We start from the raw sequence: 25,683 nt of genomic DNA, 5'->3' as shown, positions 1-25,683 counted from the left end.
GGGGGGGGGCCTTCGGGTGTGGGGGGTGGGGGGGGGGGGGGGGGGGGGGGGGGGGGGGGGGTGGGGGCCCCCCCCCCCCGGGGGGGGCCCCCCCCCCGGGGGGGGGGGGGCCGGCCCTTCCCGCCGTCGGCAGTTCGACCTCTCAGGCCCTGAGCCGGTCGGCGTGGTGGCGAGCGACGGCCGGGACGAGTTCGTCACCACGCGGGCTGTACCGGCATCGACACGGCGAGACGTGGATCGCCTGACACTTGGCGCCGGAAGGCGTGCGTACGCACGGGGAACGCCGGAACCCATGACCGGCCCACCCGCGGTGGCGCCTGGGTCAGTCGTCCCGAGCCTCTTCGGCACTGGTGTCCGTGTCCCCGATCCGCGGCCGGCCACGTCCGCCGCGGTCCTCGTGCGGCAGCCACCGCGAGTGCTCCCGCGCAGCCCATGACCGGCTCACGTATCCCGTTCGCATCCCGAGCCGCGCCTCGGGGTCCTGGTAGGCCTTCCGCATGTGCCCGATCAGGACGATGGCGATGGCCCAGGCGACGACGTCGTGGACGAAGATGGCGCTGGTGCGCGAGATGAACGGCAGAAAGCCGAGGAACCACATCAGCAGGCCCGTGAACATCATCACCAGCACCGCACCCGCGATCCAGCCCGCGTAAATCTTCTGACCCGCGTTGAACTTGCCAGCCGGCCGCGCCTCCGTCGACGACAGGCGCCTGCGGGCGGCGCGCAGCCACCGCCGGTCGTACACCACGAAGCGGTTCAACCGGCGCAGGTCCGCGCGGAACTCGCGGGAGAAGAGCCCGAGCAGGAACGGCACCGGCAGCAGGATGCCCGACCACTCGTGGAGCGTGGCCATCAGGTGCCGTCGCCTGACCAGTTGGGCGAGCGGCCCGAGGTACAGACAGGCTGCGGTGACCAGGCACACCAGCATCAGCCACCCGGTGACTCGGTGCACCGAGCGTTCGGCGAGGCTGAACCGGCGGATCCGGTCGGCCCGTTCAGGCCGCATGCCGGTCGGCGTCGTCGAGCCAGCCGTCGACCGCATAGCCTCGCTCCTCCCAGTAGCCGGGGATGACCTTGTCGGTGACCGAGATGCCGGACAGCCACTTGGCCGACTTGTAGAAGTACATGGGCGCCACATAGAGCCGGACCGGGCCGCCATGGGCGTGGGTGATCGGCTTGTCCTGCATGGTGAGCGCGACGAGGACGTCCGAGCGACGTGCCTGCTCCAGGGTGAGGCTTTCGGTGTAGGCCCCGTCGAAGCAGGTGAAGCGGACGGCCGCGCCCTCGGAGCGCACTCCGGCGGCATCGAGGAGATCCGCCAGCTTCACGCCGGTGAAGGGCGTGTCGTCCACCCGCCACCCGTCGGTGCACAGCACGTCGTGCACGACCCGGGTCTGCGGCAGGGCGCGCAGCTCCGCCAGTGAATAGGTCTTCGGTCGTTCGACCAGGCCGTCGATCCGCAGCTCGTAGTCGGTCTCGCCCTTGTGCGGCACCGAGCCGACCACGCTGTAGTACCGGAAGCCGCCCGGGTTGGGCAGCAGGCCGGTGAGGCCGGTCGCGTCCATCTGCGAGGCGGTGGCGAGAAATCCCTCCCAGCCGCGTTGCAGGTACGGTGCGGCCGCGAGTCCCGCGGCCCCCGTGGCGAGCATGCCCAACAGCGCTCGCCGCCCCACGGGTGCACCTTCGCCGTCCTGCCTCGGCCGTACCGCCATGTCCGTGCTCCTTCGACGTGGCGATGGGGTCTCGTGCACAGCACCACACCGCCCATAACCTGTTTAACAGGTTACGACGGTGTCATGCTGAACCGCGGCCTGTCAATGACAGGCGTCTGTGGGACAGGCGACAACGACACACTCAGGGCTCGTCCGCCGGTTCGACCCGCACTGCCCTGGTCCGGTCACCGCCCACCAGAACCGGGCAGATGGATCACCCTCGGCGGACGCCACCTGATCGTCATGGACGACACCGGGGGCCGACGTGACGAGAGCTTCCCGAAGACGCCGTCCTCACGGCGTACCACGACCACTTCGGCATCGCCCTGGACCGGGTCCCGAAACTCAGGAAGCACGCAGCATCTGTAAGGCCGTCAGCCGGCGAGGACGCCGCCGGTCAGGGCGCCGTCCATGGGCGCGTCAGCCGAGCCTGGTCACCTGATAGTGGGTGATGTACCACTCGGCGGCCACCTGCCGGAGCACCACACTGAGCGTGACCTGGATGTTCGGCCGGTCGGTGAAGGAGAAGTCGACGTCGAGGTACCCGAGCAGGACATCGTCCGCGAGGCTCCGGGTCTCCATCACCTCGTACTCGGCCGCGAGCCCGATCGGCTGGGAGTCGTAGTACTCGGCGACCCCCTGACGACCGACGCTGTAGGGATGAAGCCCCTGGAAGATGGCGTCCTCGGTGAAGAGCGCCGCCACTTTCTCCGGCTCGTGCGCGTCCACCGCGGACTTCCAGCGGTCCATGACGTCACGCAGGATCGTTTCTTGTGCTGCCGCGCCGGTCATCGGCTATCTCCTCTCAGGCGGGGGCGGCACCGGTCCGCGCCCCGTTGCACACGTTTGCTGGGAACAGTCCTGGATCAGGCGGCGGGACCGGCGGGACCCGGGTCGTTGGGGTGCGGCTGCAGGGCGGTGATCTCGGCGGTCATCCACGGCCACAGGGGCAGGGTGCCGAGCACGTTCTCGCGCAGCTCGGCCTCGTCGTCCGCGCGCCACACGCCGATACTGCGCAGCTCGCCGACCGGGCGCCACAGCCGGAACAGGTGGCCGGTGGCGGACAGTTCTTCTGCCCGGACGGATTCGGCGGCGCGACGCCGGTCGACCTCGGCGGGGTCGGTTCCCTCGGGCACGGTCGTGGTGAGCACGACCAGGAACTCGTTCATCGTCTTTGGTCCTCTCGGTTCTGGCTGGGTGCCGCGGGGCGCACCTTTCAGGACGGGAAACGCCTATGGCGCCGGAAATGCCGGTGACTGCGCAGTGAGAACATGGTCGGCTCCGCGCCGCCGGGCGGCGAGACGTGGCCGCTGCCCGACACCACCACGGTCAAGCTCATGACCGATCCGGCGGCCTGTCGGCGACCGGCGCGAGCGTCGACAGGCAGGACCGGTCGGCCGATCAGGCGGCAGCCCTGAGCGCGCCGGCGATCTGCACGACACGCGCGGCCTGGATGCCGGCGGCGATGCGCGTCACCTCTCCGACCGGCTTGGTGCCCTGGCCGTCGGCGTGCGAGGTGCCGTAGGGGTTGCCGTCGATGAATTTGTGCGGGTCGGTGAAGCCCGGCGTGACCGTGATGCCGCCGAAGTGGTGGTTGGAGTTGTACAGGGCGAGCAGGGTGGACTCGTGGCCGGCGTGCTCGGTGGCCGTGGAGACGAAGCCGCTGTAGACCTTGTTCGCCAGCTTGCCCTCGGCCCACAGGCCGCCGAGCGTGTCGATGAACTGCTTGAGCTGCGAGGAGACGTTGCCGAACCGGGTGGGCGTACCGAAGATGACGGCGTCGGCCCACTCGACGTCCGCCGGGGTGGCCTCGGGGAGGCTGGCGATGGCCGCGTGGTTGGCAGCCCAGGCGGGGTTGGAGTCGATGGCGGCCTGGGGGGCGAGTTCGGCGACCTTGAGGAGACGGACCTCGGCGCCCGCCTTGACACCGGCGTCGTGCAGCTCCTTGGCGATCTCCGTGATGGTGCCGGTGGAGGAGTAGAAAACGACGGCGAGCTTGATCGGGGTTGCCATGGGTTTCTCACTTTCGTGCGAGCTGGGCCGACGGTTCGAGTCGACCGGTCAAAAACTAGACGACCGGTCTACTTTGGTCAATGTGACCTGCGCCGCTCTCGACCGGGCCCGCTCGTCTGGGCACACCCCGGTTCATCCGCCCTGGTCAGCCATGCGCCGCGGGATCAGGCCCCCACGGGCACACCCTGGACGGACGTCGGGGATGCACCGTTTCCCGGGCGCCCAGGATGAACAGGAACGGCGTCGACCGCATCGAGAGCAGGGGCGAGGTCGCCGGCTTCCGGCGCCTCGGTGAGCACCTGCTGGACGCATGCGACCCACCGGTCGAACCCGGACTGGAGGGCGGAGCGCATCAGGACCGATCCCCGCAAGGGCGGTCCGGGCTGCCGCACCCGGACGCGGGGCGGCTGGACTCGCCTCAAAGTCGACCGGTCATCTTTCGATGCGACCGTCGTCTCCCCGCCTCCGCCTTGCTGAAACAACACCCAGGAGCAGCATGTCCACCTACCGAGCCTTCGAGGCGACCGGTGTCCACAATCTCCGGCTGGTCGAGCGTGAACTGGTCGATCCCGCGCCGGGGCAGGTCCGACTGCGGGTCGAGGCCTGCGGTGTCTGCCACACCGACGTGCTGGCCATCGAGGGCCTGCGCGCGGACCGCACGCAGCCCCTCGTCCCGGGGCACGAGATCGTCGGCGTCATCGTCGCCGTCGGTGCCGGCGTCACCGCCTGGCAGCCCGGTGACCGCGTCGGCGTCGGCTTCCTGAACGGGCACTGCGGGGAGTGCGAGCCCTGTCGCCGCGGTGACTTCGTCAACTGCCTGAACCAGCCGCAGACCGGGACGACCACCGACGGCGGCTACGCGGAGGTTGCCTATGCTCGCGCGAGCGGGCTGGTGCGCATTCCCGACGGCCTCTCCGCGATCGACGCGGCGCCGCTGCTGTGCGCCGGCCTGACCACCTTCACCGCGCTGCAGCGGGGTCGCGCCCGGGCAGGGTCCCTGGTCGCCGTGCAGGGCATCGGCGGGCTCGGCCACCTGGCGCTGCAGTGCGCGCGCAGCCTCGGATACCGGGTCGCGGCCGTGGCCCGGGGCGAGGAGAAGGAGGCGCTCGCTCGCAAGCTGGGCGCCGACGAGTACATCGACAGCACCGCCGTCGACCCGGGAGAGGCACTGCGCGACCTGGGCGGCGCCTCGATCATCGTCGCCACCGCGTCCAGCGGTGCGTCCATGAACCCGCTGGTGCGGGGGCTGGCCCCGAACGGCACCCTTGTCGTGGTCGGTGCTGCCCCCGACCCGCTGACGGTCTCGACCCCCGACCTGATTTTCGGCAACCACTCCATCGTGGGCAGCCTGACCGGTTCCTCCATAGAGAACGAGGACAACCTCGCCTTCAGCCTGGCCCACGACATTCGTCCCAGCGTCGAGGTCGTGCCCTTCACTCAGGCCATGGAGGGATACGAGCGGATGCTCTCGGGCGAGGCCCGCTTCCGTGTCGTGCTCGACACCGCGGCCTGAGACTTCACCCGCCGACGAGGGGCGCGCACACGCAGCGCCGTGCGGGTGGATGTCGGGTTCCCGGACTCCGCCCGCACGGCCGGTCCTTGGACACCGCCCGCGCGGCCGGGCCCTCGGGACTCCACCCGCACGGCCGTGCCGGAACGATCACCCTTGCTCAGCTCCACCTTGCGCTCGCCCCCGTGCGGGCGAGCGCTCGGGGCACTGCATGACCGACCTCAGAGGGAACGCCGTCGCGGCCGCGTCCGACGCCGTGACCGTTGCCGGTGCCGTCAGGTCACAGCCGGCCGGCGAGCCGCTGAAGCGTCCGGGTGGCTGTCTCGGCCTTCGCCTCTCGGTAGCCGGTGCCCGCCCACAGATGGAGCAGACGGGTGTCTCCGGCCGCGCCGGCGGCCCTGCGCAGCGGGGCGGTGAGGTGGTGCACGGCCGGATAGCCGGCCGGAGCGGCTGCCTCGTAGCACTCGGTGAAATGGTTGCGCAGGCCGCGTGCGGGTCGTCCGGTGAACGCACGGGTCAGCACGGTCTCCGTGAAAGCCGGGTCCGTCAGGGCGGCCTTGTGCGCAGCGGCGGCCCCGCTCTCGTCCGTACGCAGCAAGAGGGTGCCTACTACGGCGGCGTCCGCGCCGGCGCGCAGGGTGGCCGTCACGTCGGCGGGGGTGGCGATGCCTCCGCCGGCGAGGATCGGCAGCGTGGTGCTGCGGCGCACGTCGGCGACCAGGTCAGGCAGCGGCACGGGGGCGAGCGGCCGCTCCGGGGTGAGCGTGGCGGAATGTCCTCCCGCGGCGGATGCCTGCACGACCAGCGCGTCCACCCCGGCCTCCGACGCCTGGCGGGCCTCGTAGGCGGAAGTGACGCTCTGCAGGACGGTGGTCCCGGACCGGCGCAGGGCCTTGATGACCACGGGATCGGGGATGCCGAAGGTGAACGAGACCAGGGGAACCGGCGAGGCGATGAGCACGTCGACCTTGTTCGCCCAGTCGTCGTCGTCCTCCACCGGTTCCCCGGCGTTCAGTTGAAGCCCGTAACGGTCGGCCTCGGGCTGGAGCACCTGGGCGTAACGACGGTACGCCTCCGGCGCGACCGGTACCGGGGCGGGAACGAAGAGGTTGACGCCGAAGGCGACACCCTCGGTCCGGACGGTGTCGATCTGCTCGGCGAGCGCCTGCGCGGTCTTGTAGCCGGCGGCGAGGAAACCCATGCCTCCCGCACGGGCGGCCGCCGTCACCAGTGCGGGCGTGCTGGATCCGCCGGCCATCGGGGCGGCGAGGACCGGTAGGGAAACCCCCAGGTCGTCCAGTAGTCGGCTCATGTCGGCTTCTCCTCCTTCGACCGGGCGGCACACGTGACCCTAGACAACCGGAGACACATGGTGAAATGCCGATCGGGTCGCCTCCATGCGCGGCAGACATAGGCGGCAGGCATGGACGGTGACGTAGATTCCATGAACATCACGACCACGATCGTCGGACGGAGTCTGCAATGACGACCACGGAACTCCCTCGGCAGGAATGCGCAGTCACCGTCCTGGGCGGCCCGACGGCCGTCATCGACATGGGCGGTCTGCGGATCGTCAGCGATCCGACCTTCGACGAGGCCGGCCCTCACGGGTATCTCACCAAGACCACGGGGCCGGCCCGGAACGAGGACGCAGTGGGCCCGGTGGATCTCGTACTGGTCAGCCACGACGTACATCCGGACAACCTGGACGAGCGTGGCCGCGCGTTCGCGAAGGCCGCCCCGCTCATCCTCACCGGGCCCCTCGCCGCGGCACGGCTCGGCTCACCGGCGGTCGGCCTCGCCCCGTGGACGAGTCATGCCGTGGCCCGCGGGGACGGCGAAGGTGACCTCACCGTCCTCGCGGTGCCTGCGGTGCACGGTCCCGAGGACGGCGACCGCGATGCCGACGGTCATGTCAACTGCGAGGTCACCGGTTTCGTCCTGTCCGGTCGGGGTCTTCCCACGGTGTACGTCAGCGGTGACAACGCCTCGCTGCGCGTCGTGGCGGAGATCTCCCGTCGCGTCCCCGACGTCACCGCGGCCCTGCTGCACGCCGGAGCCGCACGTGTGCCCGCGAAGTTCGACGGACGGCCGCTGTCTCTCGACAGCCGGCGGACCGCGGCGGCAGCGGCCGTCCTCGGTGCGGACATCGTGGTGCCGGCCCACTACGACGGCTGGGAACACTTCTCCGAGGGCCGCGCCGACCTGGAGCAGGCCTTCCACGAAGCAGGTCTGTCCTCGCTGCTGAGGACCGCGACGCACGGATCCTGGGTGGACCTGCGTCCCTGACGGGTGAGACGTCACTTCCGTGACCTGTGCGTGCGGGAACGGCTTGCGTCAGGGCCGGAGAACCCGCGCAGGCCGCCCATCACTCCGTCGACGCGTAGGTGTGTGACGCCGCCATCGCGCTGGAGGAGGAGGTCCTGTGTGAGGCCGCCTGGCAGGTGCACGCCTCATCGGCGCAAACACCCGTACGCTGCGGAACCGTTGCACCGCGACCGCACGCCGACTCCGCAGGTGGTGGGCAACACTCTCGAGTCACTGGTGGCCGAGGGGGCGTATCCGCCGTCACTAGTTCCGACGAGCGGTGACGTACACACGTGTGAAGGACCGTGAACGACAGACGGGACCGTGCCGCTCCGCTCCGGGGGCGAGCGGAGCGGCACGCGTGAAGCAGCCGCCCTCTACGGCTGGGGGAAGACGAGAGGGGACCGCTCCTGCCCGCTGCGAAACAACATCTTCGCAGCGGGAGCCTTACGGTGACGGAACGGACCTGCCGGTGACCGGGGTTCACGCCGAGAGGTCGTCCCGTATAGGCCGTGAGCTATCTGGCCGAGGGCCAGGTTGTGCAGCCAGGACGCTTCTTTGACGCATCAAGTAAAAGCCGACGTCGATTGACCTGTCAAGTTACTGGCTCTTTGGCGGCTGTGGTCGGTGTCATCACCTCGCGGACAGTCCGGAGTCAGCGGTCAGGGACTGAAGCCGCCTGGGCTGCCATGGAGGCAAGGTGTGCGCGCCGAACCGTGTCCGTGACCGACCAGAGTCTTCGACGGTGCGACAGGGAGCCAACGGGAGCAGCATCGGACGAGGCGACTGTCCGCCGGCGCGGACGCACGCTTCCATCGCAGCGACGGTAGTGGTCCGTCCCCGGCGGCCACGGTCCGATGGAGGACCTGTGGGAGAACCCGGACGCAGGCCGGCTGCTGACCGCGGTGCTCGCCTCGGGCAAGCCGCTCGCCGTCGTCTGCCCCGCCCCGGCCGCACTGCTGGCCACGAGAATCCGCGGCGTCTCACCCTTCGCCGGCTATCAGGTCACCGCCTTCACCAACGACGAGGAGGAGGCCGTCGGACTGGCCTCCCAGGCGCGGTGGCTGCTGGAGGACGAACTGAAGGAGATGGGTGTGGAGTTCACCCGCGGCGAGATGTGGCAGCCGTACACGGTGGTGGACCGCAACCTGTACACGGGGCAGAACCCCGCGTCGGCCGCGGCCCTGGCGGCCGAGTTACTCAAGGTCCTGTAGGCGGATGTCATCCGCTGGGAATCTCCCCGCACCGTCCGGCGGTGCCGGAAGGCTCCAGCCGCGCGATGGTCGACCGAGCGGTTGCCAGGGACGTCACCACATTCGGGTGGTTCCTGGTGGGAATCGCAGCCGGTGACGCAGGCCCGGAGACGCGCACCAGGCAGGGCCGGTGTCCCGGGCAGCCCGCTCGGCATAGACACCGCAGGAGGACCATGCCGTGGCATCGATGCCGTCGAAGCGACGAGGTCCCGGGCGCGGATGCCGTGTCTTCAAGACCTGTTCCCTCCCGCCTGGTAGGCACAACCTCCTACCGCAGGTCAGAGGCCTTTGCCGCGGCGATGCCCTGAGCTGGGGCGGAAATTAGACGACTGGTCGTCTGGTTGTTACGCGTGACCGACCACCGAGGGCCGGTCGAGAAACCATCACCGTCACACCGAAAAGCTGAGAAGGCATACATGAACAACTCCGGCAAGAAGGTCGCTGTCATCACCGGTGCGTCCCAGGGCATCGGCGCCGGTCTGGTCGAGGCGTACCGCAAGCTCGGTTACGCCGTGGTCGCCACCTCGCGGACCATCGCCACCTCCGACGACCCGGACGTCGAGACCGTCCAGGGCGACATCGCCGATCCGGCCACGGCCGAGCGCGTCGCCGCCGCCGCGATCGAGCGGTTCGGCCGCATCGACACTCTGGTCAACAACGCCGGCATCTTCATCGCCAAGCCGTTCGTCGAGTTCACGCAGGAGGACTACGACGCGGTCACCGGAGTGAACCTGAGCGGGTTCTTCCGCATCACCCAGCTCGCCGTCGAGCAGATGCTCCGCCAGGGCGGCGGCCACGTCGTCCAGATCACCACGAGCCTGGTTGACCACCCCCTCTCCGCGGTGCCCTCGGTACTGGCCTCCCTGACCAAGGGTGGCCTCCAGGCCGCCACCAAGGCGCTGGCCATCGAGTACGCGACCCAGGGCATCCGCAGCAACGCCGTGGCCCTGGGCGTCATCAAGACGCCGATGCACTCGGAGGAGTACTTCGACACGTTCGCCGCCCTGCACCCGGTCGGGCGGATGGGTGAGATCGGCGACATCGTCGACGCGGTCGTCTACCTGGAGAACGCGCCGTTCGTCACCGGCGAGGTGCTGCACGTCGACGGCGGTCAGAGCGCCGGTCACTGACAGCCGGCGGGGGCGACGGCCGACCACCCCGACTGATCACCGACCGTCGCCCCCGGGGGGATATATCGACAGGCCGCCGATCAGAGCGTGATCGGCGGCCTCGTCAGCATGCCGGACGCCACTTGAAAGCAACACGCGGGCGGCGTACGGCAGTCGACGGCCGGTCCTGGGCGGCAGAGCGAGGTCGCCCTCCTGTCCGACGTCCCCGCTGCGGCGGCGACCGCCTCCATCATGCGCACACGCGCTCCCGGGTCCGCCGCTCGCGTCCGAGTCGGCGCCGGGCGCGCGGCGCACTGCACGCGGCGCACTACATATAGAAACCGGCACGGGCGAGGGTCAGCTCTTCTGGCTTTGCCGGCGGGCGCGGTAGGCGGCCGCCTTGACGCGGTTGCCGCAGGTCTTCATGGAGCACCATTCCCGCCGGGGGCCGCGCGAGCGGTCGATGTAGACCTGGGTGCACTCGGGGCGGGAGCACTCGCGCAGCAGCGCGCCCTCCACCCCTCCCAGAATCTCCACCGTCTCACGGGCGAGGACCGCGAGGCCCTGCGAGACGGAACCCGTGCGGCGGCGCGTGCCGTCGGCACCGAGCTGCACCCTCACGGGCAGACCGGCCGCCTGCCGGTTCACCTCGGCGAGTGCCGCGGCAGGCAGCGGTTCGCCCGCCAGCCGCGCGGCGGTCACCGAGTAGATGGCCTCACGCAGATCCAGGGCGATGGCGAGGTCCGCCTCGTCGGCGCCGGGAGCCGCGTCGACCATCCCGGACTCCACGAACCAGTCGTCGAGCGACTCGGGATGTGCGAGCATCTCCTTCGGCGCCGCGTTGCGGCGTGCGCGCAGCGTTCCGACGAAGTCGAGGAAGAGCGTCCCGCAGGGAAATGCATGAGTCACGTCACCATTTTGACCAGTGACGAGCGAAAACGCAAAGCCCCAGGTCGAACGCCGTAACATGACGCGGGTCGGCGCCGTCGATGTGAGCAGAACGCGCGGTTCGACCGGACTGCCGGGACGGTCGTCGCCCCCGGATCGAGGCCCCATGCCTGCCAACGATTTCAGGTGAGATAGCACCTAATCAAGAGAATGCCCTTTTGATCATGTTGGCTACCATGACCGTATGTCTGCCAAACGCCCCTATGTCTCGCCCCTCCGCCAGCAGGCAGCGGCGCGCACCCGAGCGGAGATTCTGCGGTGCGCCACCAAGCTGTTCGCCGAACGCGGTTACGGCAGGGTCACCGTGGCGGACATCGCCTCAGCCACCGGTGTCGCCACCAAAACCGTTTTCGCCAGCGTGGGCAGCAAGAGCGACATGCTGAACCAGATCGTCGATCAGGGCGTGGTCGCTTCGGACTACGAGGTGACCATGCGGACGGTGCTCGCTCTGCGCAGTCCGGAGGCCGTCCTTGAGGCGTTGGCCCATGGCACGCGGGCAGGCAACGAAGGGCAGTTCCAGGTCCACGAGGCGATCCGGGCGGCGCTCCCCGTCCACGAGGACGGCGAGGCACTGTGGGAGCGAGCCACGTCCGCCTACCGGGAAGCTCTCCGGACTGCTGCCCACCACCTGCACACGTTGACCCCGCCGCCCGACTGCCCAGAGGAGGAGACGGCCGGTCTGCTGTGGTTCTGGTTCGGCCCGACCGGCTGGCGCACCCTGGTGGTGGAGAACGGCTGGTCCTGGGACCGGGCCGAGGCCTTCCTCCTGCGCACGGCCGTGGCCACCCTGCTCTGACCCTCTTTCGACACACAGCATCCCATCACGGTCATGTCGGTGGCCGATCCGGCCAATCCGTCAGCCCGTTCCTATGGACCGGGACCAGCGGTCGATTGTGGCCAATTAGACTGTGCTCATGGCAGATGCAACGACGATCCAGCCCCTCAATCGCGATGAGGAGGCGTTCCTGCGCGCCCTCGGCCGGGTGATGGCTTACCTGCCTCGCGTCGTCGATGCCGACATGCTTTCGGAACAGCCGATCACCGGTGGCGAGTACATGGTGCTGGTGCATCTTTCCGAAGCGTCGGGCAATCGCATGCGGATGAGCGAGCTCGCCAACACGTGCGGGCTGTCGTTGAGTGGGATGACCCGAGTCGTGAAGCGCCTCGAGGCGCAGTCCCTCGTACTGCGGGAGAAGTGCCCGGACGACGGACGGGCCTGGCTCGCCGTCCTCACCAGTTCCGGTTGGACCTGCCTGAAGCAAGCGTGGCCGACGAATCTCGCGAGCGTGCGGCGGCACATCTTCTCCCGCCTCGAAGGCTGTGACGTCACTGCGGCCGCCAAAGTGCTGGAGCGCATTGCCGCGAGTGACTGACACGTCGCGGTGACGCAGCGCCCTTCGATGTGGCGCAAGCCGGCGTCCGGTACAGAGCCTGCGACGTAACATACGCATCACCCCTGACGGGTGACGCTTGACGTGTGGATGTTGCGCCATCGGGGGCTCAGGTGTTGGTCACAGCCGATGAAGCATCCGGCGAAGTCGCCGTACGACCCTGCGGACGCCTGGTCGTCGTACAATTACGTCGCCGCGGAACTCTCGCTGTAACCGTAAGCCCTCGCGCCGGATGCCGGCGGGAAGGAACCCAGCGGCATCCAGCCCAGGGGGAGCCGGCGTCTCTCGCACTCCACTTCAGCGTGATGCGGATCGATCGGTATGCATCACATACGTGCCGACGGCGACTTGCCGGATACCTGTCGACACGTATTGAGTCACGCCGGGGTTGCCTGCGACAACGTCGAGGCTTCCTAATGCTGTTGTCAAGCCGTCGGAGTGCGACTCATGCGCCCAGGTGAGCGCGAGGTCACGTGCTCACCTGATGTCTTCGTCCCGGCCATGTCGTACTCGTCGACGTCGAGCTCGGCGCCTGTGGCGATGAGGAAGTCCAGGACCTTGCGGTCCAGGTGCCAACCGAAGAGGTTGGGGGCATCCGCAGCATCCGGCTGGGTTTGGTCGGTGTCGTTGAAGTAGCGCACGACTTGAAGCACTGCTCCGCCGCCGGTGTTGGCCAGATGGCTGATGAGGTTGGAGATGCGGTCCGTATGGGGCTGGAGCCTGTCGAGAATGCAGGTGATCTGCTCGTCGACGCGCAGGCCCGGTTCCCGGCAGATGACCATCCACGAGTGGTCGACCGGGACCACTGCCGGTTCGGTGATTCGGCTGCCGCGAACGGTCGCCTCGTCGGCAGCGATGCCCAGCTGGGAGGTCATGTCGTCTGCCGAGGTGTGCTGGCTGAACAGCGCGAAGTAGGCGTACTGGTGAAGTGGCATCCCGTGGAGGATAGCCGCGCGGGAAGTGGGCCGACCGTGATTATGCGAGCCCCTTTAGTCAAGCAGCCGCGGTGACCGGAGGGGCGACCTGGTAGCACCGTCGGTCACGGATCAGGGCCCAGATAACGTTGACGCGTCGGCGGGCGAGGGCGAGCACGGCCTGGACGTGTTTCTTTCCCTCAGCGCGTTTGCGGTTGTAGAACTTCCGCGAGTTCGGGTCGTAGCGGACGCTGACCAGCGCGGAGGTGTAGAAGACCCGCTGGAGTCTTCGGTGATAGACGAGTGGCCGGTGAAGGTTGCCGCTGACCTTGCCCGAGTCGCGCGGTGCGGGGGCGACGCCGGCGAAGGCCGCCAGGGCGTCCGGGGAGTCGAACTCGTCCAGGCTGCCGCCGACGGCGGCGAGGAACTCGGCTCCGAGGGTTGCGCCGATGCCCGGGACGCTCAGGACGATGTCGGCGAGCTCGTGCTCGCGAAACCGGCCCTCGATGAGCTTGTCCATCTCGGCGATCTGCTCGTTGAGGGTCATCACCTCCTCGGCCAGAGTGTGGACCAGCTTCGCGATGGTCTTCTCCCCGGGAACGGAGGTGTGCTGGCCCTCGGCGGCCTCGACCGCCGTCTCGGCCAGGGTTCTGGCATTGCGGACCTTGCGGTTGGCCAGCCACTTCGTCAGCCGGGCGACGCCGGCCCGGCGGATTGCGGCCGAGGTTTGGTAGCCGGTCAGCAGCTTGAGCGGGCCGGTGTTGGTCACGTCCAGGGCTCGTTCCAGAGCGGGGAACATGCTCAGCAGGGTGCCGCGTAGGCGGTTGACGACGCGGGTGCGGTCTTCGACCAGGTCGGCTCGGCGGCCGGTCAGCAGTTTGAGTTCGATGGTGGCTTCGTCGCCGGGGCGGATGGGCCGCAGGTCGCGACGCATCCTGGCCTGGTCGGCGATGACGTAGGCGTCGCGGGCGTCGGTCTTGCCCTCGCCGCGGTAGCCGTCGGAGGCCCGGTTCACCAGCCGGCCGGGCATGTAGAGAACCTCCTGGCCGTGGTTGACCAGCAGGGCCAGCAGCAGCGCGGGTTCCCCGCCGGTCATGTCGATCGCCCAGGTGACCTGACGGCCGTCGGCCAGGTCGAGGACGTCGCCGATTAGCTTCAGCAGCTCGGGCTCGTCGTTGGCCACGCGCCGCGACAGCAGCGTCTTGCCGTCCGCGTCGAGGGCGAGGCTGTGGTGGTGCCCCTTGCCGCTGTCGATCCCCGCCCATATCCGGCTCATCGTGCTCCTGACGTGCTCGTTCGGACTCTTCGTGCCACGGACGACCTCGCCGGCATTGCTCTACACAGCGACTTGTTCGCACTTCCTAATCGGCGGCCGAGTCGTCGTGGGGTGCCGGGCGGCGAAGCCAGCAGAGCCACGAGACGGCAGCCGCCTGATAGCCACACCCAGCACCCCTGGGCGGCCCAACCCTACGAATGGCTCGATCGGCCCGATCAAGAAGGTAGAGCCGCCTGAGCCGCTCGCGTCGCGACCTCGGAGGCGGCTCGTGCGGACCGGCCGGTCACCCGCCAGGCCAGCATGCGCATCCCGGCGGCCGGGCCGGGGGGAAACACACCCAGCTGACCAAGCATCGTGATGTCGTCCCGCACCGCCTCATGCCGGACGACCTTTGCGTCACGGAGCTCGAGCACGTGGATCTGCTCGAAGTCGATCTGTCGTCCGGTGGGAGGCACGACCTGGTCGACCTCCTGTCCCTTGTAGAGGACGAAGGCGCCGGTGTGACGGCCCTGCATGCGCAGCCGCACCCACACCTGGGAGTCGCTCGTGACGATGTCGGTGACGGGGAACGCCAGGTCGCTGAACGCGGACCGCATCCACGTGCTGGAGGCGAGCACGCCTGCCGGACCGGTGATCCGGCACGCCGGAGGTGACACTGCGGCTTCGCGGTTGTGGAACTCGGCGTGCACGACTTCGGCGGCCAGCGCCGGATCCCCGGTCTCCAGGACCTTGAAGAGTGCGCGAGCGAGGTCGCCGGCGAGCATTGCCATGGTGATTGTGCCTTCCCTCTGCGGTGCGTGCGGGCAGACGCCCGGCGAATTGAAGTTATACCCTACCTATTCAATAGGTGGATACTGCCGCGGCGGAGACGCCGTCGGAGCGAGCCGAGAAGCCGCTGGACGTTGGTCGCAGCGAATATACTTGACTAGGCAATCAATTGGTGCTTCGGAGACACGCTCTACGGCCTGGCCGTTCAGCCGGTCGCGACAGCGCTGGTGGTGGCAGCTATGAAGCGGCGCACCAGACCCGGCTGGGTGTCGGGCAAATAGGCCAAGGCTACGGGGGTGAGGGGTGCGTCTACCAAGGGGACGAAGCACAGGCCGGGGTGGTGGATGCGCCGCCGGGCGGCCTCGGGCACGATGCCGATGCCCCGATTGGCGGCGACCGATTCGAGCCACTCGTCGAAATTCGTGGTCTCGATCACGCGGTCGGGCTGCTGATCGACGGGCCACGACCATGGTCCGGTCGTGCCACTGACGGTGTTGACGACCAACGGCCAGGCCGGAACGTCCGCCCAGTTCAGGTGAGGGAGGCGCGCCAGTTCGCAGTCCTGCGCACAGACCGCGATGCGGGACTCCTCGTAGAGAGGGACGGCACGGGCGGGGGCGGGGGGTGTGGTGGTGCCGCGGAGCAGCGCGACATCGATGGCGCGCAGCCGCAGGTCGCGCAGCGGGTCGTCGCAGCGCACCAGCTGGACCGTTGCGCCACCGGTCTGCTCGAAGCGGCGGATCGCCTCTTGGGCCCACGGGTCGGGCAGCAGCCAGCTGAAGCCGAGCCGTAGGACCGACGCCCTCCGCGCCACGGCCAGAGCATGATCGAACGCGGCGAGCACCTCCTCGGCCTGCGCGAGGAACTCGGCACCGGCCTCGGTGGGCCGCACATGGCGCGGCAAGCGGTCCAGTAGCCGTACTCCCAGGGCGGCTTCCAGCTGGGCGACGGTACGGCTGAGAGCGGGCTGGGTGATCAGCAGTTCGCGTGCGGCCCCGCTGAAGGAGCCATGGCGGGCGACGGCGGCGAAGGCCCGCAGATGACGCAGTTCGACGTCAGCGCCGCTCACTGCTTCCGTCCTTCGCCGTCCCTGCGCACATGACAGCACCCTAATCGGCGTTCCGGGGCCGGGCGAACGAGTCGCCGACAGGACCGCGCGGTGGGCGGCTCCGGCGCGCACGGTGCCGGCGTCGGCGCCGTCGAGCCATCAGGTGTTGGCGCCCCGTGCCGCCACCTGCCAGCGGTCGACCACCGCACGGTCTCGGACGACCAACAGCTCGTCCGCCAGGTTCACCGGCGTGCAGACGTGGTTGGGAACGACCGCGACGGGCGCGCCAAGGCCCGGCCCTCGCACGCCGTCCGGAAGGCGGACCACGGCATGGTGCTCCCACAGCTCGGTCACGGTCGCCTGCGGGAACTCGGGCAGGTAGCCGTAGCCCGTCACCCAGGGCGACCGGTCGGCGCCGAGGACCTTGCTGCCGACGTCCAGCACGAAGCGGTCGGGCGCGGGCACGCTGATCACCGTTGCCGCGGCGGCCAACGCCAGGTCGTCCACCCCACAGGTGCCGATGGCCAGTTGGGTGGCGTCGTTGAAAACGTAGACGCCGGGTCGCAACTCGTCGACCACCCCCGGCTGCCACTCCCCCACCGTCGGAGTCGACCCGCCGCTGACCACCTGGATGTCGAGGCCGAGGCCGCGCAGCGTCTCCGCGGCCTCGCCCAATGCCCGCTCCTCGTCACGGGCGGCCTGCCGGCGCGCCTGCGCGGCGTGACCGTAGCCGTGACCGGGGAACGTGAACACACCGACCACCTGCAGTCCCGCGTCGGTGGCCGCCTTCCCGAGCTCGCCCACGCCCTGCGGCGGCACTCCGGTCCGGTGTGTTCCGCTGTCCACCTCGATGAGCACTTCCACCGGTCGCGCGCTGCCGCGCAGGGCCTCGCCCAGCCGCTGGGCGCCGTCGACGGACTCGATGCCGACGCGCAGCGACACCTCGTCCGCCAACCGGCGCACCCGCCGCGCCTTGTCCGCATCCAGCCACACCGGGTACGCGATGAACAGGTCGGTCACGCCCTCGCGAGCGAAGACCTCGGCCTCCCGGATCGTGGCCACGGACAGGCCACGCGCGCCGGCCCGAATCTGGCGGTCGGCGATCTGCGGGCTCTTGTGGGTCTTGGCGTGCGGGCGCAGCGAGAAGCCATGGGACCGCGAGGCCTCGGCCATCCGCGAGATGTTCCGGTCCAGCACGTCCGGATCGACCACGAGCCCTGGTGTGACCACACCGTCGGGCAGTTGTATCGCCATTCCTCGTCTCCCTCGTCGAAACACGTGGGAAGGATCCTGTCATGCCCCGGTCCCGAACCAGGCCCGCTGGGCGGTGTGGCGGGGCGGCCGACAGTGCGCACACCCGCTACGAGACACGTATCCGGTGCGGTGCCCCCACGGCTGACGACCGCACCGGAGGGGCAGCCGCCTCGACAGGGGCGTGTCGTTCATCGGGCGCCGACCGTCATTGACCGCCTCGGGACTGCGGGCCACCAGTCGTGCGACGCACGTCACACGGCGCCCGCTCAGGAATTAGACAGATCTGTCTAGCGTTGGCCACAGCACCTCCGTCCAGTCCTGAGAGTGATCCATGAGTCCCACAGCCACCGCGTCTCAGAGCACCGCCCCAGTCCGCTCGAGCAGACGACAGCCGGCACACGCTGCCTTGCGACGCCGAACCCTCGGACCCGTCGCCTCCATCGGCCTGCTGTCCTCGATCCTGGTGTCGCTGCTGGCCGCGTCCAGCGCCCCGACCCCGCTCTATGCGATCTACCAGCAGCACTGGGGCTTCTCGCCGATCACCATCACCGTCGTCTTCGGCGTCTACGCGGTGGCCGTGCTGGTCTCGCTCCTGGTCCTCGGCAGGATCTCCGACCACGTGGGCCGCCGGCCGGTCCTGTTGACGGCCCTGCTCGCGCAGGCCGCGGCGATGGTCGTGTTCGTCACCGCCGACGGAGTGAACGCCCTGCTGGCCGCCCGCGTCCTCCAGGGAGTCAGCACCGGCGCGGCGGTCGGCGCGCTCGGCGCCGGAATGCTCGACATCGACCCGCGCAGGGGTGGCTTCCTGAACTCTTTCGCGCCCGCGGTCGGCACCGCCAGCGGCGCCCTGACCTCCGGTCTGATCGTGCAGTACCTGCCGGCCCCCACCGGCCTCGTCTACCTCGTGCTGCTCGGCGTGTTCGTCCTCCAGGCGCTGGCCGTGCTCGCCCTGCGGGAGACGGTGAGCCGCAAACCGGGCGCGCTGGCCAGCCTGGCACCGGAGATCAAACTGCCCAAGTCCGCCCGCACCTCGGTGGCGATCGCCGCTCCCGTGCTGTTCGCGGTCTGGGCGCTGACCGGCCTCTACGGCGCACTGGGCCCGGCCCTCACCGGGACTCTGGTGCACTCCACCTCCGTCGTGTGGGGTGGGCTGCCGCTGTTCGTGCTCGCCGCCTCCGCGGGCCTGGCCGTCGTGGTGCTGCGAGGGACCGCGACGCGCACCGTCATGCTCCTCGGCTCCGGCGCCCTGATCGTCGGTGTGGTGATCACCCTGCTGTCCATCGCCTCGGGCCCGGGCGGCGCGCTCTCCGCCACCGGGTTCTTCGTGGGCGGCGCGATATCCGGCTTCGGCTTCGGCAGCGGTTTCCAGGGCGGTATCCGGATGGTGATACCGCAGGTCGAGGCGCAGGAACGGGCCGGTGTGCTGTCCCTGCTGTACGTGGTGTGCTACCTGGGCCTGGGGGTGCCCGCAGTGATCGCAGGCGTGCTGGTCGTGCACGGCGGCGGGCTGGTGCAGACCGCCGAGGAGTACGGCGTCGCCGTCATCGCGCTGGCCCTCGCGGCCCTGGCCGGCCTGCTGCTCAGCGGCCGCCGCACGCAGCGGGCAGTCCTGCTCGCGGCGGGGGCCGGCACTCCCTCCGAGGCCGTCACTGCCGGGCGGACACGCGGCTGACGGAGACCCCTGGAAGTAGAATGAACAGGTCTGTCTGAAGGATGGTGCTCATGGCTACCGGAACGGTGAAGAAGCTGTCTGCGCGAGAACGCCTGCTCGGCGCCGCCAACGAGCTCTTCTACAGCGAGGGTGTGCAGACCGTCGGCATCGACCGCATCATCGAGCACGCCGGAGTGGCCAAGGCGTCCCTCTACAACACCTACGGCAGCAAGGAAGTGCTGATCGCCGCCTACCTGGACCTCCGCGGCGCCCGCATCAAGGACGGGATCACCCGGACCCTGACCCGATTCCGGACCCCGCGCGAGCAGTTGCTCGGTGTCTTCGACGCCCAGGGCGAGATGTTCACCCGGCCCGGCTACAACGGCTGCCCCTTCGTGCGGGCCACCGCCGAGGTGCCCGAGGACAGCCAGATCCGCCGCGCCGCCGAGAAGCACCGGACCTGGCTGCGCGGCCTGTTCGCCGAACTGGCCGCGCAGTCGGGATACGCCGACCCCGAGGGCCTGGCCCGCCAGTTGCACCTGCTCTACGACGGCGCCCTGCAGTCCGCGCGTATGGACCGCGACCCCTCGGCCGCCACCACCGCTCGCGCCGCCGCGGCCGCGCTGCTCGACGCGGCCCCCCTCGCGCCCGCCCGGGCCTGAGAAGGAACGGCAAGCGGCTACAGATCGCTTTCAGCTGTCCTCACCAGTAGTGCCGACGGCCCGCGACGGCGTGGCCGACTGAGCCCATGATCCACAGCACGACGCCGATCACGGCGAGGATGATGCCGATGGTCCACAGAATGGATATGCCGGTGACGAAACCGACGACGAGCAAGATGATGCCGAGGACGATCACGGCCGCCTCCCGTTGCGGGTAGTTCTTCCTTCACTGTGCGCCTTCAACGACGTTTTGTCGCCCTGCGACGGAAGATGAGGCCGGCCGTACGCTCCCCGGTCATGCGAAGCGTCGAGGAAGCGGTGGCGGGGGCGGATGGCCCCCGGGCACGTGGTGCTGTCAGCGGGTGGTGAGCATCCCCTCGCGCAGCCGGGCAAGGCAGCGCGAGAGCAGGCGGGAGACGTGCATCTGGGAGACGCCGAGACGTTCGCCGATCTGTGCCTGGGTGAGTTCCTCCACGAACCGCATGTGGATGATCTGCCGGTCGCGTTCGTCGAGTGCGGCGATCATCGGGGCGAGTGCGTGGAAGTCCTCCACGAGTTCGAGGGCCTGGTCGTCGGTGCCGATGAAGTCCGCCAGGGCCGTCTCGCCGTCCTCGCTGCCGCTGATCGCCGCGTCCAGTGAGGTGGAGTTGTAGCCGTTGGAGGCCAGGCGGGCCTCCCTGACCTCGTCCTCGGGGAGGCTCATCAGCTCCGACAGTTCCTTCACCGTCGGCGTGCGCCCCAGACGGCTGCGGAGCTCTTCGGTGGCGCGGGCGAGCTGGACGCGGGCTTCCTGCAGCCGTCGCGGTACGTGCACCGCCCAGGTCGTGTCGCGGAAGAACCGCTTGATCTCGCCGACCACGTAGGGGATGGCGAAGGAGGTGAACTCCACCTCCCGCGACAGTTCGAAACGATCGATCGCCTTGATCAGACCGATCATGCCGACCTGGACGATGTCCTCCATCTCCTCCGGCCCGCGGCTACGGAACCGGCCGGCCGCGAAGCGCACCAGAGACATGTTCATCTCGATGAGCGTGTTCCGCGCGTACTGGTACTCGGGCGTGCCCTCCTCCAGCACCGCCAACTGGTCGAAGAACAGGCGCGACAGCTCACGGGCGTCCTTCGGCGCGACCCGGGACGGGTCGGCGACCTCCGGCATACCACCTACGTTGGTGTCCGTCTTCGCCGCAGTCACTGTCGCCATGATGCTTCCCTCCCCTATCGCTGCACGCCGCCGGCCTGCCACGGGCCGACAACCGCCCGCCTACCCCAGCATCTGCAGCTCATGTCCCCCACGCGAAAACGGGCGTGCCGCCTCGTCCAGAGGCGGCCGTCTTCACCGCCGCAGCCGGCCTCACCGTCAGAAGGCAAGAACCCGATGTCAGCGGGTCGCGGAGTCGGGGAGTGTCGTCGGTCCTTGACGCAGCCCGAACAGCAGGTCGAGTCCCGTCACCTCCAGCACTCGAGTGAGCGTCTGCGCCCTCACGCCCGTCAGCGCGACCTCCGTCCCGGAGCGCACAGCGAGTTCCCTCATCGTTTCCAGTGCCCTGGCCCCTGCCCCGCCGCAGAACGACACCGCGGACAGGTCGACCACCAGATGACCAGGCCGCTGCTCAAGGCACTGTCCGAGAACCGTGACCAGCTCCTCGCCGGTGAAGATGTCCAGCTCGCCGAAGACTCCTACCGAGGTCACCTCGCCGCAGCGGGCGATCAAGGTCGTGATTCCTCCTGCACCGATCATCTCCGGCCTCCCTCGACACCAGGGGCACGGACGGCCAGGACAACGCCCGCCTGGCGGCGGGCTGCCGGATACGGGTGGCAGCCGGGCAGGTACGCGGGTGGCCGCTTTCCGTCCCTGGGTGCCGCGGTGGGTGCTGCGTTGATGCGGATACGCCTGCCCATCACCCTCGTCTGCCCCAGCAGACGGGTCACCGCCACAAGCCGACGCTTACGGCAACCGTGAGAAGTGTCTCTGAAAGCCCGCTCAAGACACCCGGCGCTGCCCCGTCCCACGCTTTCCCGATCACAGCAGTGCATCGCGATGGGGCCGGCACCATCAGCTACCCGGAAACTTCCGGGGACCGAAAGCTTGCGCGTTCGGGGTAACCCAGAGGGCCGTCCACGAGGTGACGCGGGCGTTCCGCTAGAGGGGCAGGCGTCCGGCGACACTGCCGCCCGGGTCGTCCGGCAGCGCGATACGGGCCGTGATGCGCTTGCCCACCGGCTCCCGCACCACCTCAAAACTCTGTGCGACGGCCATCACGATCTCCAGGCCATGCTGCCCCACCCGGCCCGGATCCGCCGCCCGCGCCACCGGCAGCACCGGATCGCCGTCCCATACCGCCACCTCGACCATGTCCCCGACAATCCGAAGCTCCATCAGAACCGGGCCGGGCGCGTACTTCCGGGCATTGGTGACCAGCTCGCTCACCACCAGCCGGGTCAGATCCATGGCACGGTCCGACACCGGCAGTCCGTGCTCCGCCTGCACCCCGGCCAGGAACCGGGCAGCCACCAGGCGGGCCTCAGCGTTACAGCCGCCGTCACCCTCCAGAGCTACCGCCGTCTGGACCGGCCAGGCCTCCGGCACTGCGCCGTCCTCACCCACAGGCACCGATTCCACAAAGGCCGCCCTCACCCTTCATCCCTGCCGACTACCCGCCGGCCCGTCCCCCACGCCCGTCCGCCCCGGCCGACCGAACCTGCACAGGCGCTGCCCGTAGTATGCAGGTCGACCTGCCGGGGAAACCCGGTCCGCAAGTATCTCCGACAGCGCCGAGAGGAATCATGGCCGACTCCGACAAAGCGCATGATCCGGGTCGTCTGTCGGTGAGGTCCGCCGTCACTGACGGCATCCGCGTCCTGTCCGTGGCGGGCGACATCGACCACGACACCGTTCAGCCCCTCCGCCAGGCCCTGGACCTCGACCATCTGGGCACCCCGCCACGCGTCGTGGTCGATATGCGGCAGGTGACCTTCATGGACTCCGCCGGCCTCAACCTGCTCGTCACCGCCCGCCGGGCCACAACAGGGCAGCACGGCTGGCTGCGCCTGGCAGGCGTCCCCGACTCCGTCATGCGCACCCTGCGCATCGTGGAACTCGACACGATCATCGACTGCTACCCCACCCTCCGCGACGCCCTCCAGCCCTGACCACCCCGGCAGACCTCAGCGGCGGCGAAGTTCCTCGGACCGGTCCCGGAGCCCATCGGCGAGGACGAGCCCTGGGAGCCAGGGTCTGGAGCAGCATGACGGGGCCCGGAGGCCAACAGCCCTCTTGCGCCACTGCGAAGAACATGACGGGGGCGAATATCAGCCATTGTTTGACATGTCCCTTTCAGCATCATGCTCGGGCGGGCACGCTGCTCCACGGTTCGCATCCACTCCGACTCGCACCGTCTGTCTGTCCGGGGGGCCGACTCGCCGCCCGGTCCCCCAACGCAGAAGGAGTACGCGTGAGAGGCATACCCCGAGTCACCGGCACCCCCGGCTCCGTCCTCGGCACCCTGGTCGGCGTCACCGTGCTGCTCACGACCGGTGCCCTGGCCGTACCGGCGGGCGCAGCCCCCACCACGTCCGGCCCCGCCGTAAGTCCCGTCTCAGCCGACGCGCAGCTGCGGGCCCGTGAGTTCTGGACGCCCGAACGGATGCGGGCGGCGACGCCGCTCGACCTGGCGAACGTCAACGGCCGCGCCGACGGCCGCTCGGCTCCTGCCAAGGGCACGAAGTTCACCGTCGCCCCCACCACCCCCGCCAGGACACCGGCCGATGTGGGGATCAAGGCCTTCCCGAACAGCGGCGGGCCGTGGACCGGCGGCGGTGCGGTCCTGTCCACGGCGGGGCGGGTGTTCTTCAGCTACCAGGGCCGTACGGCGTCCTGTTCCGGCAACGCCGTCACCAGCGCCAACAAGAGCACGGTGATCACGGCGGGCCACTGCGTGAAGCTGCAGGGCGCCTGGCACACCGACTGGGTCTTCGTCCCCGGTTACCACGACGGCCAGGCGCCCTACGGCAAGTGGACCGCGTCGAAGACCCTGTCCACACCGCAGTGGACGGCGAGCGAGGACATCAACTACGACATCGGCGCGGCGGTCGTCGCCCCCCTGGACGGCAAACGGCTCACGGACGTCGTCGGCGGGCAGGGGCTCGCCTTCAACACCGGCTACAACCTCGCCATGTACTCCTTCGGCTTCCCCGCCGCATCGCCGTACGACGGGGAGAAGTTCATCTACTGCAGCGGCACCACCACGCGGGACTTCCTCCTGTCCAAGGACCACGGCATGACCTGCAACATGACCGGCGGCTCCAGCGGCGGGCCGTGGTTCACGCAGTTCAACGAGTCCACGGGCACAGGCCTGCTGACGTCGGTGAACAGCTTCAAGTACAACTTCCTGCCGAACCGCATGTACGGCCCGTACTTCGGTGCCGACGCCCAGAACCTCTACCAGACGGCACAGTCGTCCTGACGGCCGCGCCCTCCGCTCTCGTCCTGGTCGGCGGGGGCGGACGCCCTGCCGCCAGACACGCGAGTCGCGACCACGGATGGAGCCGTGGTCGCGGCTCCCTTTCGGCGAACGACGTTCGCTGAGTACGTCAGCCGTGACCGAGCAGGTAGCCGCCCTCGGTGACCCCGGCCACGACGGCCCGGGCCACGACGGTGGCCAGGCGGGGTGGCCCTCCTGCCCACGGCTTCGGACTTGAGGCGAGTGGGACGTGTCAGCAAGCGTCGCATGCGTCATTGGGGGACGCCCGCCGCGTTGCTTGGAGGCGGGTTCCGCCGTGTTCGCTAGCGTCGCCCCATGTTGCACACCAGATTTACCGAAATGTTCGGTATCGCCCACCCGGTGATGGCGGCTCCCATGGGCTTGCACAGCGGCGGGAGGCTCGCCGCCGCGGTTTCTGCCGCCGGCGGCCTCGGCTCCTTCGGGGGTACGCATCCTTGGAAGGGACCTGACTGGATCCGTGCGGAGATCGCGACCATCCGCACCACGACGGACCGACCCTTCGGCGTCGGCTTCATCACGCCGTTCCTGCCCTTCACCGAAGAGCTTTTCAACGCCGCGCTGGAGGAGCGACCAGTGGTCATCGCGCTGTCGTTCGCCGACCCTCAGCCGTGGCTTGCTCGCGCCAAGGACGCGGGAGCCCGGGTGATGTGCCAGGTCCAGAACTATGCGGACGCGGAGACGGCCGTCGCGGCCGGTGCCGATGTCCTCGTGGCACAGGGCACCGAGGCCGGAGGCCATACCGGGACGATGGGCCTGCTGCCGTTCCTGGCCGGGATCGTGAAGCGATATCCCGATGTCCCGGTGCTGGCCGCAGGGGGCATTGCCGACGGCCGGACACTCGCGGCGGTCCTCACCGCCGGTGCGGACGGCGCCTGGCTTGGCACGGCGTTCCTTGCCACCCCCGAGGCGGTAGAGGTACACGATGTCCACAAGCGCCTGATCGTCGAGAGCGATGGCAGCGACACCGTATGGACGCGGGCCTACGACATCGTGTCGGGGATGCCCTGGCCGGCGACCATCGGGGCACGCGTCCGCCGTAATCGATTCACCGATGAATGGTCGGAGCGTGAGGCAACGCTGCGGAACCGCAAGAAGGAATTCACTACTCCGGAAGACGTCAACCCCTTCGAGGCCGCACCCGACCCCGACACGAGTGCGATCCTCTACGGTCAGTCAGCGTTCTTCGTCGATGCCGTCCGCCCCGCTGCGGACGTGGTCCGGACGATCAGTGATGAGGCCGAGGCGATCCTGGACTCACGGCCTCGATCGCTGCTGAGCTGACTGAGCATGTGAACCGCGAAGCCGACCCGATGGGACGGTCCGCCGGGTGGCTCCTCCCCCAGTGGTGTCCAGTCGGAGATCAGG

At 69.4% G+C, this 25,683-nt stretch carries 26 protein-coding genes and 1 pseudogene; 11 read left to right on the top strand and 16 right to left on the bottom strand.

All coding sequences use genetic code 11. From position 1 onward, the window contains the following. Positions 1 to 322: 322 nt before the first annotated feature. The 5 genes from ACIHAR_RS01745 to ACIHAR_RS01725 all read right to left on the bottom strand — a co-directional run bounded on the left by ACIHAR_RS01745 (position 323) and on the right by ACIHAR_RS01725 (position 3,725). Complete coding sequence (locus tag ACIHAR_RS01745) at positions 323 to 1,042, bottom strand: cytochrome b/b6 domain-containing protein (RefSeq protein WP_400015896.1); 720 nt, start codon at positions 1,040 to 1,042, stop codon at positions 323 to 325. Then, complete coding sequence (locus ACIHAR_RS01740; RefSeq protein WP_400015894.1) at positions 996 to 1,712, bottom strand: molybdopterin-dependent oxidoreductase; 717 nt, start codon at positions 1,710 to 1,712, stop codon at positions 996 to 998. Before ACIHAR_RS01740 ends, ACIHAR_RS01745 begins: the two co-directional genes overlap by 47 nt. A gap of 420 nt (positions 1,713 to 2,132) precedes the next feature. Next, on the bottom strand, positions 2,133 to 2,504 hold the full coding sequence (locus ACIHAR_RS01735) for an SgcJ/EcaC family oxidoreductase (protein ID WP_400015892.1): 372 nt from the start codon (positions 2,502 to 2,504) through the stop codon (positions 2,133 to 2,135). A gap of 74 nt (positions 2,505 to 2,578) precedes the next feature. After that, on the bottom strand, positions 2,579 to 2,881 hold the full coding sequence (locus ACIHAR_RS01730; RefSeq protein WP_400015890.1) for a muconolactone Delta-isomerase family protein: 303 nt from the start codon (positions 2,879 to 2,881) through the stop codon (positions 2,579 to 2,581). 232 nt (positions 2,882 to 3,113) lie between these two features. Continuing rightward, positions 3,114 to 3,725 (bottom strand): NAD(P)H-dependent oxidoreductase, encoded by a 612-nt coding sequence (locus ACIHAR_RS01725; protein ID WP_400015888.1) that lies wholly within the window; start codon positions 3,723 to 3,725, stop codon positions 3,114 to 3,116. A 496-nt stretch (positions 3,726 to 4,221) separates the two neighbouring features. Here ACIHAR_RS01725 and ACIHAR_RS01720 point away from each other — a divergent pair, with 496 nt between their 5' ends. Next, on the top strand, positions 4,222 to 5,238 hold the full coding sequence (locus ACIHAR_RS01720; RefSeq protein ID WP_400015886.1) for an alcohol dehydrogenase catalytic domain-containing protein: 1,017 nt from the start codon (positions 4,222 to 4,224) through the stop codon (positions 5,236 to 5,238). A 277-nt stretch (positions 5,239 to 5,515) separates the two neighbouring features. Here the strand turns inward: ACIHAR_RS01720 and ACIHAR_RS01715 are convergent, their stop codons facing one another. Continuing rightward, positions 5,516 to 6,547: an NAD(P)H-dependent flavin oxidoreductase gene (locus ACIHAR_RS01715; RefSeq protein ID WP_400015884.1), complete on the bottom strand. Its 1,032-nt coding sequence runs from the start codon at positions 6,545 to 6,547 to the stop codon at positions 5,516 to 5,518. Between the two features lie 170 nt (positions 6,548 to 6,717). Between ACIHAR_RS01715 and ACIHAR_RS01710 the strand changes: the two genes are divergently transcribed. The 3 genes and pseudogenes from ACIHAR_RS01710 (at position 6,718) to ACIHAR_RS01700 (ending at position 9,925) form a co-directional block, all read left to right on the top strand. Further along, positions 6,718 to 7,524 carry an MBL fold metallo-hydrolase gene (locus tag ACIHAR_RS01710; protein ID WP_400015882.1) on the top strand — a complete coding sequence of 269 codons (807 nt, stop codon included), beginning with the start codon at positions 6,718 to 6,720 and terminating at the stop codon, positions 7,522 to 7,524. An 857-nt stretch (positions 7,525 to 8,381) separates the two neighbouring features. After that, positions 8,382 to 8,756: pseudogene (locus ACIHAR_RS01705) on the top strand (DJ-1/PfpI family protein); the annotation flags it as partial. A gap of 455 nt (positions 8,757 to 9,211) precedes the next feature. Then, on the top strand, positions 9,212 to 9,925 hold the full coding sequence (locus ACIHAR_RS01700; RefSeq protein WP_400015880.1) for an SDR family NAD(P)-dependent oxidoreductase: 714 nt from the start codon (positions 9,212 to 9,214) through the stop codon (positions 9,923 to 9,925). A gap of 336 nt (positions 9,926 to 10,261) precedes the next feature. Here the strand turns inward: ACIHAR_RS01700 and ACIHAR_RS01695 are convergent, their stop codons facing one another. Continuing rightward, the gene (locus tag ACIHAR_RS01695; protein ID WP_365465824.1) at positions 10,262 to 10,813 is read right to left on the bottom strand and encodes an ABATE domain-containing protein; all 552 of its coding nucleotides are present in this window, start codon (positions 10,811 to 10,813) and stop codon (positions 10,262 to 10,264) included. 223 nt (positions 10,814 to 11,036) lie between these two features. Between ACIHAR_RS01695 and ACIHAR_RS01690 the strand changes: the two genes are divergently transcribed. Together ACIHAR_RS01690 and ACIHAR_RS01685 are read left to right on the top strand one after the other, a co-directional pair. Next, positions 11,037 to 11,648, top strand: coding sequence for a TetR/AcrR family transcriptional regulator (locus tag ACIHAR_RS01690; RefSeq protein ID WP_400015878.1), 612 nt, complete (start codon positions 11,037 to 11,039; stop codon positions 11,646 to 11,648). A gap of 118 nt (positions 11,649 to 11,766) precedes the next feature. Next, on the top strand, positions 11,767 to 12,225 hold the full coding sequence (locus ACIHAR_RS01685) for a MarR family winged helix-turn-helix transcriptional regulator (protein ID WP_400015876.1): 459 nt from the start codon (positions 11,767 to 11,769) through the stop codon (positions 12,223 to 12,225). A 443-nt stretch (positions 12,226 to 12,668) separates the two neighbouring features. Here ACIHAR_RS01685 and ACIHAR_RS01680 read toward each other — a convergent pair whose 3' ends face one another. The 5 genes from ACIHAR_RS01680 to ACIHAR_RS01660 all read right to left on the bottom strand — a co-directional run bounded on the left by ACIHAR_RS01680 (position 12,669) and on the right by ACIHAR_RS01660 (position 17,503). Further along, positions 12,669 to 13,178, bottom strand: coding sequence for a DUF4279 domain-containing protein (locus ACIHAR_RS01680; protein ID WP_400015874.1), 510 nt, complete (start codon positions 13,176 to 13,178; stop codon positions 12,669 to 12,671). Positions 13,179 to 13,236: 58 nt separating this feature from the next. Continuing rightward, complete coding sequence (locus ACIHAR_RS01675) at positions 13,237 to 14,433, bottom strand: IS110 family transposase (protein WP_400015872.1); 1,197 nt, start codon at positions 14,431 to 14,433, stop codon at positions 13,237 to 13,239. A 215-nt stretch (positions 14,434 to 14,648) separates the two neighbouring features. Beyond that, positions 14,649 to 15,203, bottom strand: a complete 555-nt coding sequence (locus tag ACIHAR_RS01670) for an ester cyclase (RefSeq protein WP_400015870.1) — start codon at positions 15,201 to 15,203, stop codon at positions 14,649 to 14,651. A 203-nt stretch (positions 15,204 to 15,406) separates the two neighbouring features. Further along, positions 15,407 to 16,270, bottom strand: coding sequence for a LysR family transcriptional regulator (locus tag ACIHAR_RS01665; protein WP_400015868.1), 864 nt, complete (start codon positions 16,268 to 16,270; stop codon positions 15,407 to 15,409). 138 nt (positions 16,271 to 16,408) lie between these two features. Continuing rightward, positions 16,409 to 17,503 (bottom strand): alanine racemase, encoded by a 1,095-nt coding sequence (locus ACIHAR_RS01660; protein WP_400015867.1) that lies wholly within the window; start codon positions 17,501 to 17,503, stop codon positions 16,409 to 16,411. A gap of 406 nt (positions 17,504 to 17,909) precedes the next feature. On the opposite strand from ACIHAR_RS01660, the gene ACIHAR_RS01655 reads away from it, so the two are divergent. After that, positions 17,910 to 19,175, top strand: a complete 1,266-nt coding sequence (locus ACIHAR_RS01655; RefSeq protein WP_400015865.1) for an MFS transporter — start codon at positions 17,910 to 17,912, stop codon at positions 19,173 to 19,175. 50 nt (positions 19,176 to 19,225) lie between these two features. Next, complete coding sequence (locus ACIHAR_RS01650; RefSeq protein WP_400015863.1) at positions 19,226 to 19,816, top strand: TetR/AcrR family transcriptional regulator; 591 nt, start codon at positions 19,226 to 19,228, stop codon at positions 19,814 to 19,816. 40 nt (positions 19,817 to 19,856) lie between these two features. Here ACIHAR_RS01650 and ACIHAR_RS01645 read toward each other — a convergent pair whose 3' ends face one another. From ACIHAR_RS01645 to ACIHAR_RS01630, 4 genes are all read right to left on the bottom strand, one after another. Continuing rightward, complete coding sequence (locus ACIHAR_RS01645) at positions 19,857 to 20,012, bottom strand: DUF6131 family protein (protein ID WP_365465840.1); 156 nt, start codon at positions 20,010 to 20,012, stop codon at positions 19,857 to 19,859. A gap of 159 nt (positions 20,013 to 20,171) precedes the next feature. Further along, on the bottom strand, positions 20,172 to 21,017 hold the full coding sequence (locus ACIHAR_RS01640; protein ID WP_400015860.1) for an RNA polymerase sigma factor SigF: 846 nt from the start codon (positions 21,015 to 21,017) through the stop codon (positions 20,172 to 20,174). Between the two features lie 177 nt (positions 21,018 to 21,194). Beyond that, on the bottom strand, positions 21,195 to 21,554 hold the full coding sequence (locus ACIHAR_RS01635) for an STAS domain-containing protein (protein WP_400015858.1): 360 nt from the start codon (positions 21,552 to 21,554) through the stop codon (positions 21,195 to 21,197). Between the two features lie 402 nt (positions 21,555 to 21,956). After that, positions 21,957 to 22,421 carry an ATP-binding protein gene (locus ACIHAR_RS01630; protein ID WP_400015856.1) on the bottom strand — a complete coding sequence of 155 codons (465 nt, stop codon included), beginning with the start codon at positions 22,419 to 22,421 and terminating at the stop codon, positions 21,957 to 21,959. A 179-nt stretch (positions 22,422 to 22,600) separates the two neighbouring features. Between ACIHAR_RS01630 and ACIHAR_RS01625 the strand changes: the two genes are divergently transcribed. The 3 genes from ACIHAR_RS01625 to ACIHAR_RS01615 all read left to right on the top strand — a co-directional run bounded on the left by ACIHAR_RS01625 (position 22,601) and on the right by ACIHAR_RS01615 (position 25,599). Then, complete coding sequence (locus tag ACIHAR_RS01625; RefSeq protein ID WP_400015854.1) at positions 22,601 to 22,966, top strand: STAS domain-containing protein; 366 nt, start codon at positions 22,601 to 22,603, stop codon at positions 22,964 to 22,966. A 302-nt stretch (positions 22,967 to 23,268) separates the two neighbouring features. Beyond that, complete coding sequence (locus ACIHAR_RS01620) at positions 23,269 to 24,279, top strand: peptidase (RefSeq protein ID WP_400015852.1); 1,011 nt, start codon at positions 23,269 to 23,271, stop codon at positions 24,277 to 24,279. 333 nt (positions 24,280 to 24,612) lie between these two features. Further along, complete coding sequence (locus ACIHAR_RS01615; protein WP_400015850.1) at positions 24,613 to 25,599, top strand: NAD(P)H-dependent flavin oxidoreductase; 987 nt, start codon at positions 24,613 to 24,615, stop codon at positions 25,597 to 25,599. Positions 25,600 to 25,683: the final 84 nt, after the last annotated feature.

Origin of the sequence: Streptomyces sp. NPDC052016 (assembly GCF_044548445.1) — a bacterium.
GTDB lineage: Bacteria > Actinomycetota > Actinomycetes > Streptomycetales > Streptomycetaceae > Streptomyces.
This window is presented reverse-complemented; position numbering and strand designations above follow the sequence as displayed.

Bases quoted from the DNA above. Each gene is read 5' to 3' on its own strand.
- ACIHAR_RS01745 (WP_400015896.1), bottom strand. From the start codon at position 1,042: ATGCGGTCGACGGCTGGCTCGACGACGCCGACCGGCATGCGGCCTGAA.
- ACIHAR_RS01740 (WP_400015894.1), bottom strand. From the start codon at position 1,712: ATGGCGGTACGGCCGAGGCAGGACGGCGAAGGTGCACCCGTGGGGCGG.
- ACIHAR_RS01735 (WP_400015892.1), bottom strand. From the start codon at position 2,504: ATGACCGGCGCGGCAGCACAAGAAACGATCCTGCGTGACGTCATGGAC.
- ACIHAR_RS01730 (WP_400015890.1), bottom strand. From the start codon at position 2,881: ATGAACGAGTTCCTGGTCGTGCTCACCACGACCGTGCCCGAGGGAACC.
- ACIHAR_RS01725 (WP_400015888.1), bottom strand. From the start codon at position 3,725: ATGGCAACCCCGATCAAGCTCGCCGTCGTTTTCTACTCCTCCACCGGC.
- ACIHAR_RS01720 (WP_400015886.1), top strand. From the start codon at position 4,222: ATGTCCACCTACCGAGCCTTCGAGGCGACCGGTGTCCACAATCTCCGG.
- ACIHAR_RS01715 (WP_400015884.1), bottom strand. From the start codon at position 6,547: ATGAGCCGACTACTGGACGACCTGGGGGTTTCCCTACCGGTCCTCGCC.
- ACIHAR_RS01710 (WP_400015882.1), top strand. From the start codon at position 6,718: ATGACGACCACGGAACTCCCTCGGCAGGAATGCGCAGTCACCGTCCTG.
- ACIHAR_RS01700 (WP_400015880.1), top strand. From the start codon at position 9,212: ATGAACAACTCCGGCAAGAAGGTCGCTGTCATCACCGGTGCGTCCCAG.
- ACIHAR_RS01690 (WP_400015878.1), top strand. From the start codon at position 11,037: ATGTCTGCCAAACGCCCCTATGTCTCGCCCCTCCGCCAGCAGGCAGCG.
- ACIHAR_RS01685 (WP_400015876.1), top strand. From the start codon at position 11,767: ATGGCAGATGCAACGACGATCCAGCCCCTCAATCGCGATGAGGAGGCG.
- ACIHAR_RS01680 (WP_400015874.1), bottom strand. From the start codon at position 13,178: ATGCCACTTCACCAGTACGCCTACTTCGCGCTGTTCAGCCAGCACACC.
- ACIHAR_RS01675 (WP_400015872.1), bottom strand. From the start codon at position 14,433: ATGAGCCGGATATGGGCGGGGATCGACAGCGGCAAGGGGCACCACCAC.
- ACIHAR_RS01670 (WP_400015870.1), bottom strand. From the start codon at position 15,203: ATGGCAATGCTCGCCGGCGACCTCGCTCGCGCACTCTTCAAGGTCCTG.
- ACIHAR_RS01660 (WP_400015867.1), bottom strand. From the start codon at position 17,503: ATGGCGATACAACTGCCCGACGGTGTGGTCACACCAGGGCTCGTGGTC.
- ACIHAR_RS01650 (WP_400015863.1), top strand. From the start codon at position 19,226: ATGGCTACCGGAACGGTGAAGAAGCTGTCTGCGCGAGAACGCCTGCTC.
- ACIHAR_RS01640 (WP_400015860.1), bottom strand. From the start codon at position 21,017: ATGGCGACAGTGACTGCGGCGAAGACGGACACCAACGTAGGTGGTATG.
- ACIHAR_RS01635 (WP_400015858.1), bottom strand. From the start codon at position 21,554: ATGATCGGTGCAGGAGGAATCACGACCTTGATCGCCCGCTGCGGCGAG.
- ACIHAR_RS01625 (WP_400015854.1), top strand. From the start codon at position 22,601: ATGGCCGACTCCGACAAAGCGCATGATCCGGGTCGTCTGTCGGTGAGG.
- ACIHAR_RS01615 (WP_400015850.1), top strand. From the start codon at position 24,613: ATGTTGCACACCAGATTTACCGAAATGTTCGGTATCGCCCACCCGGTG.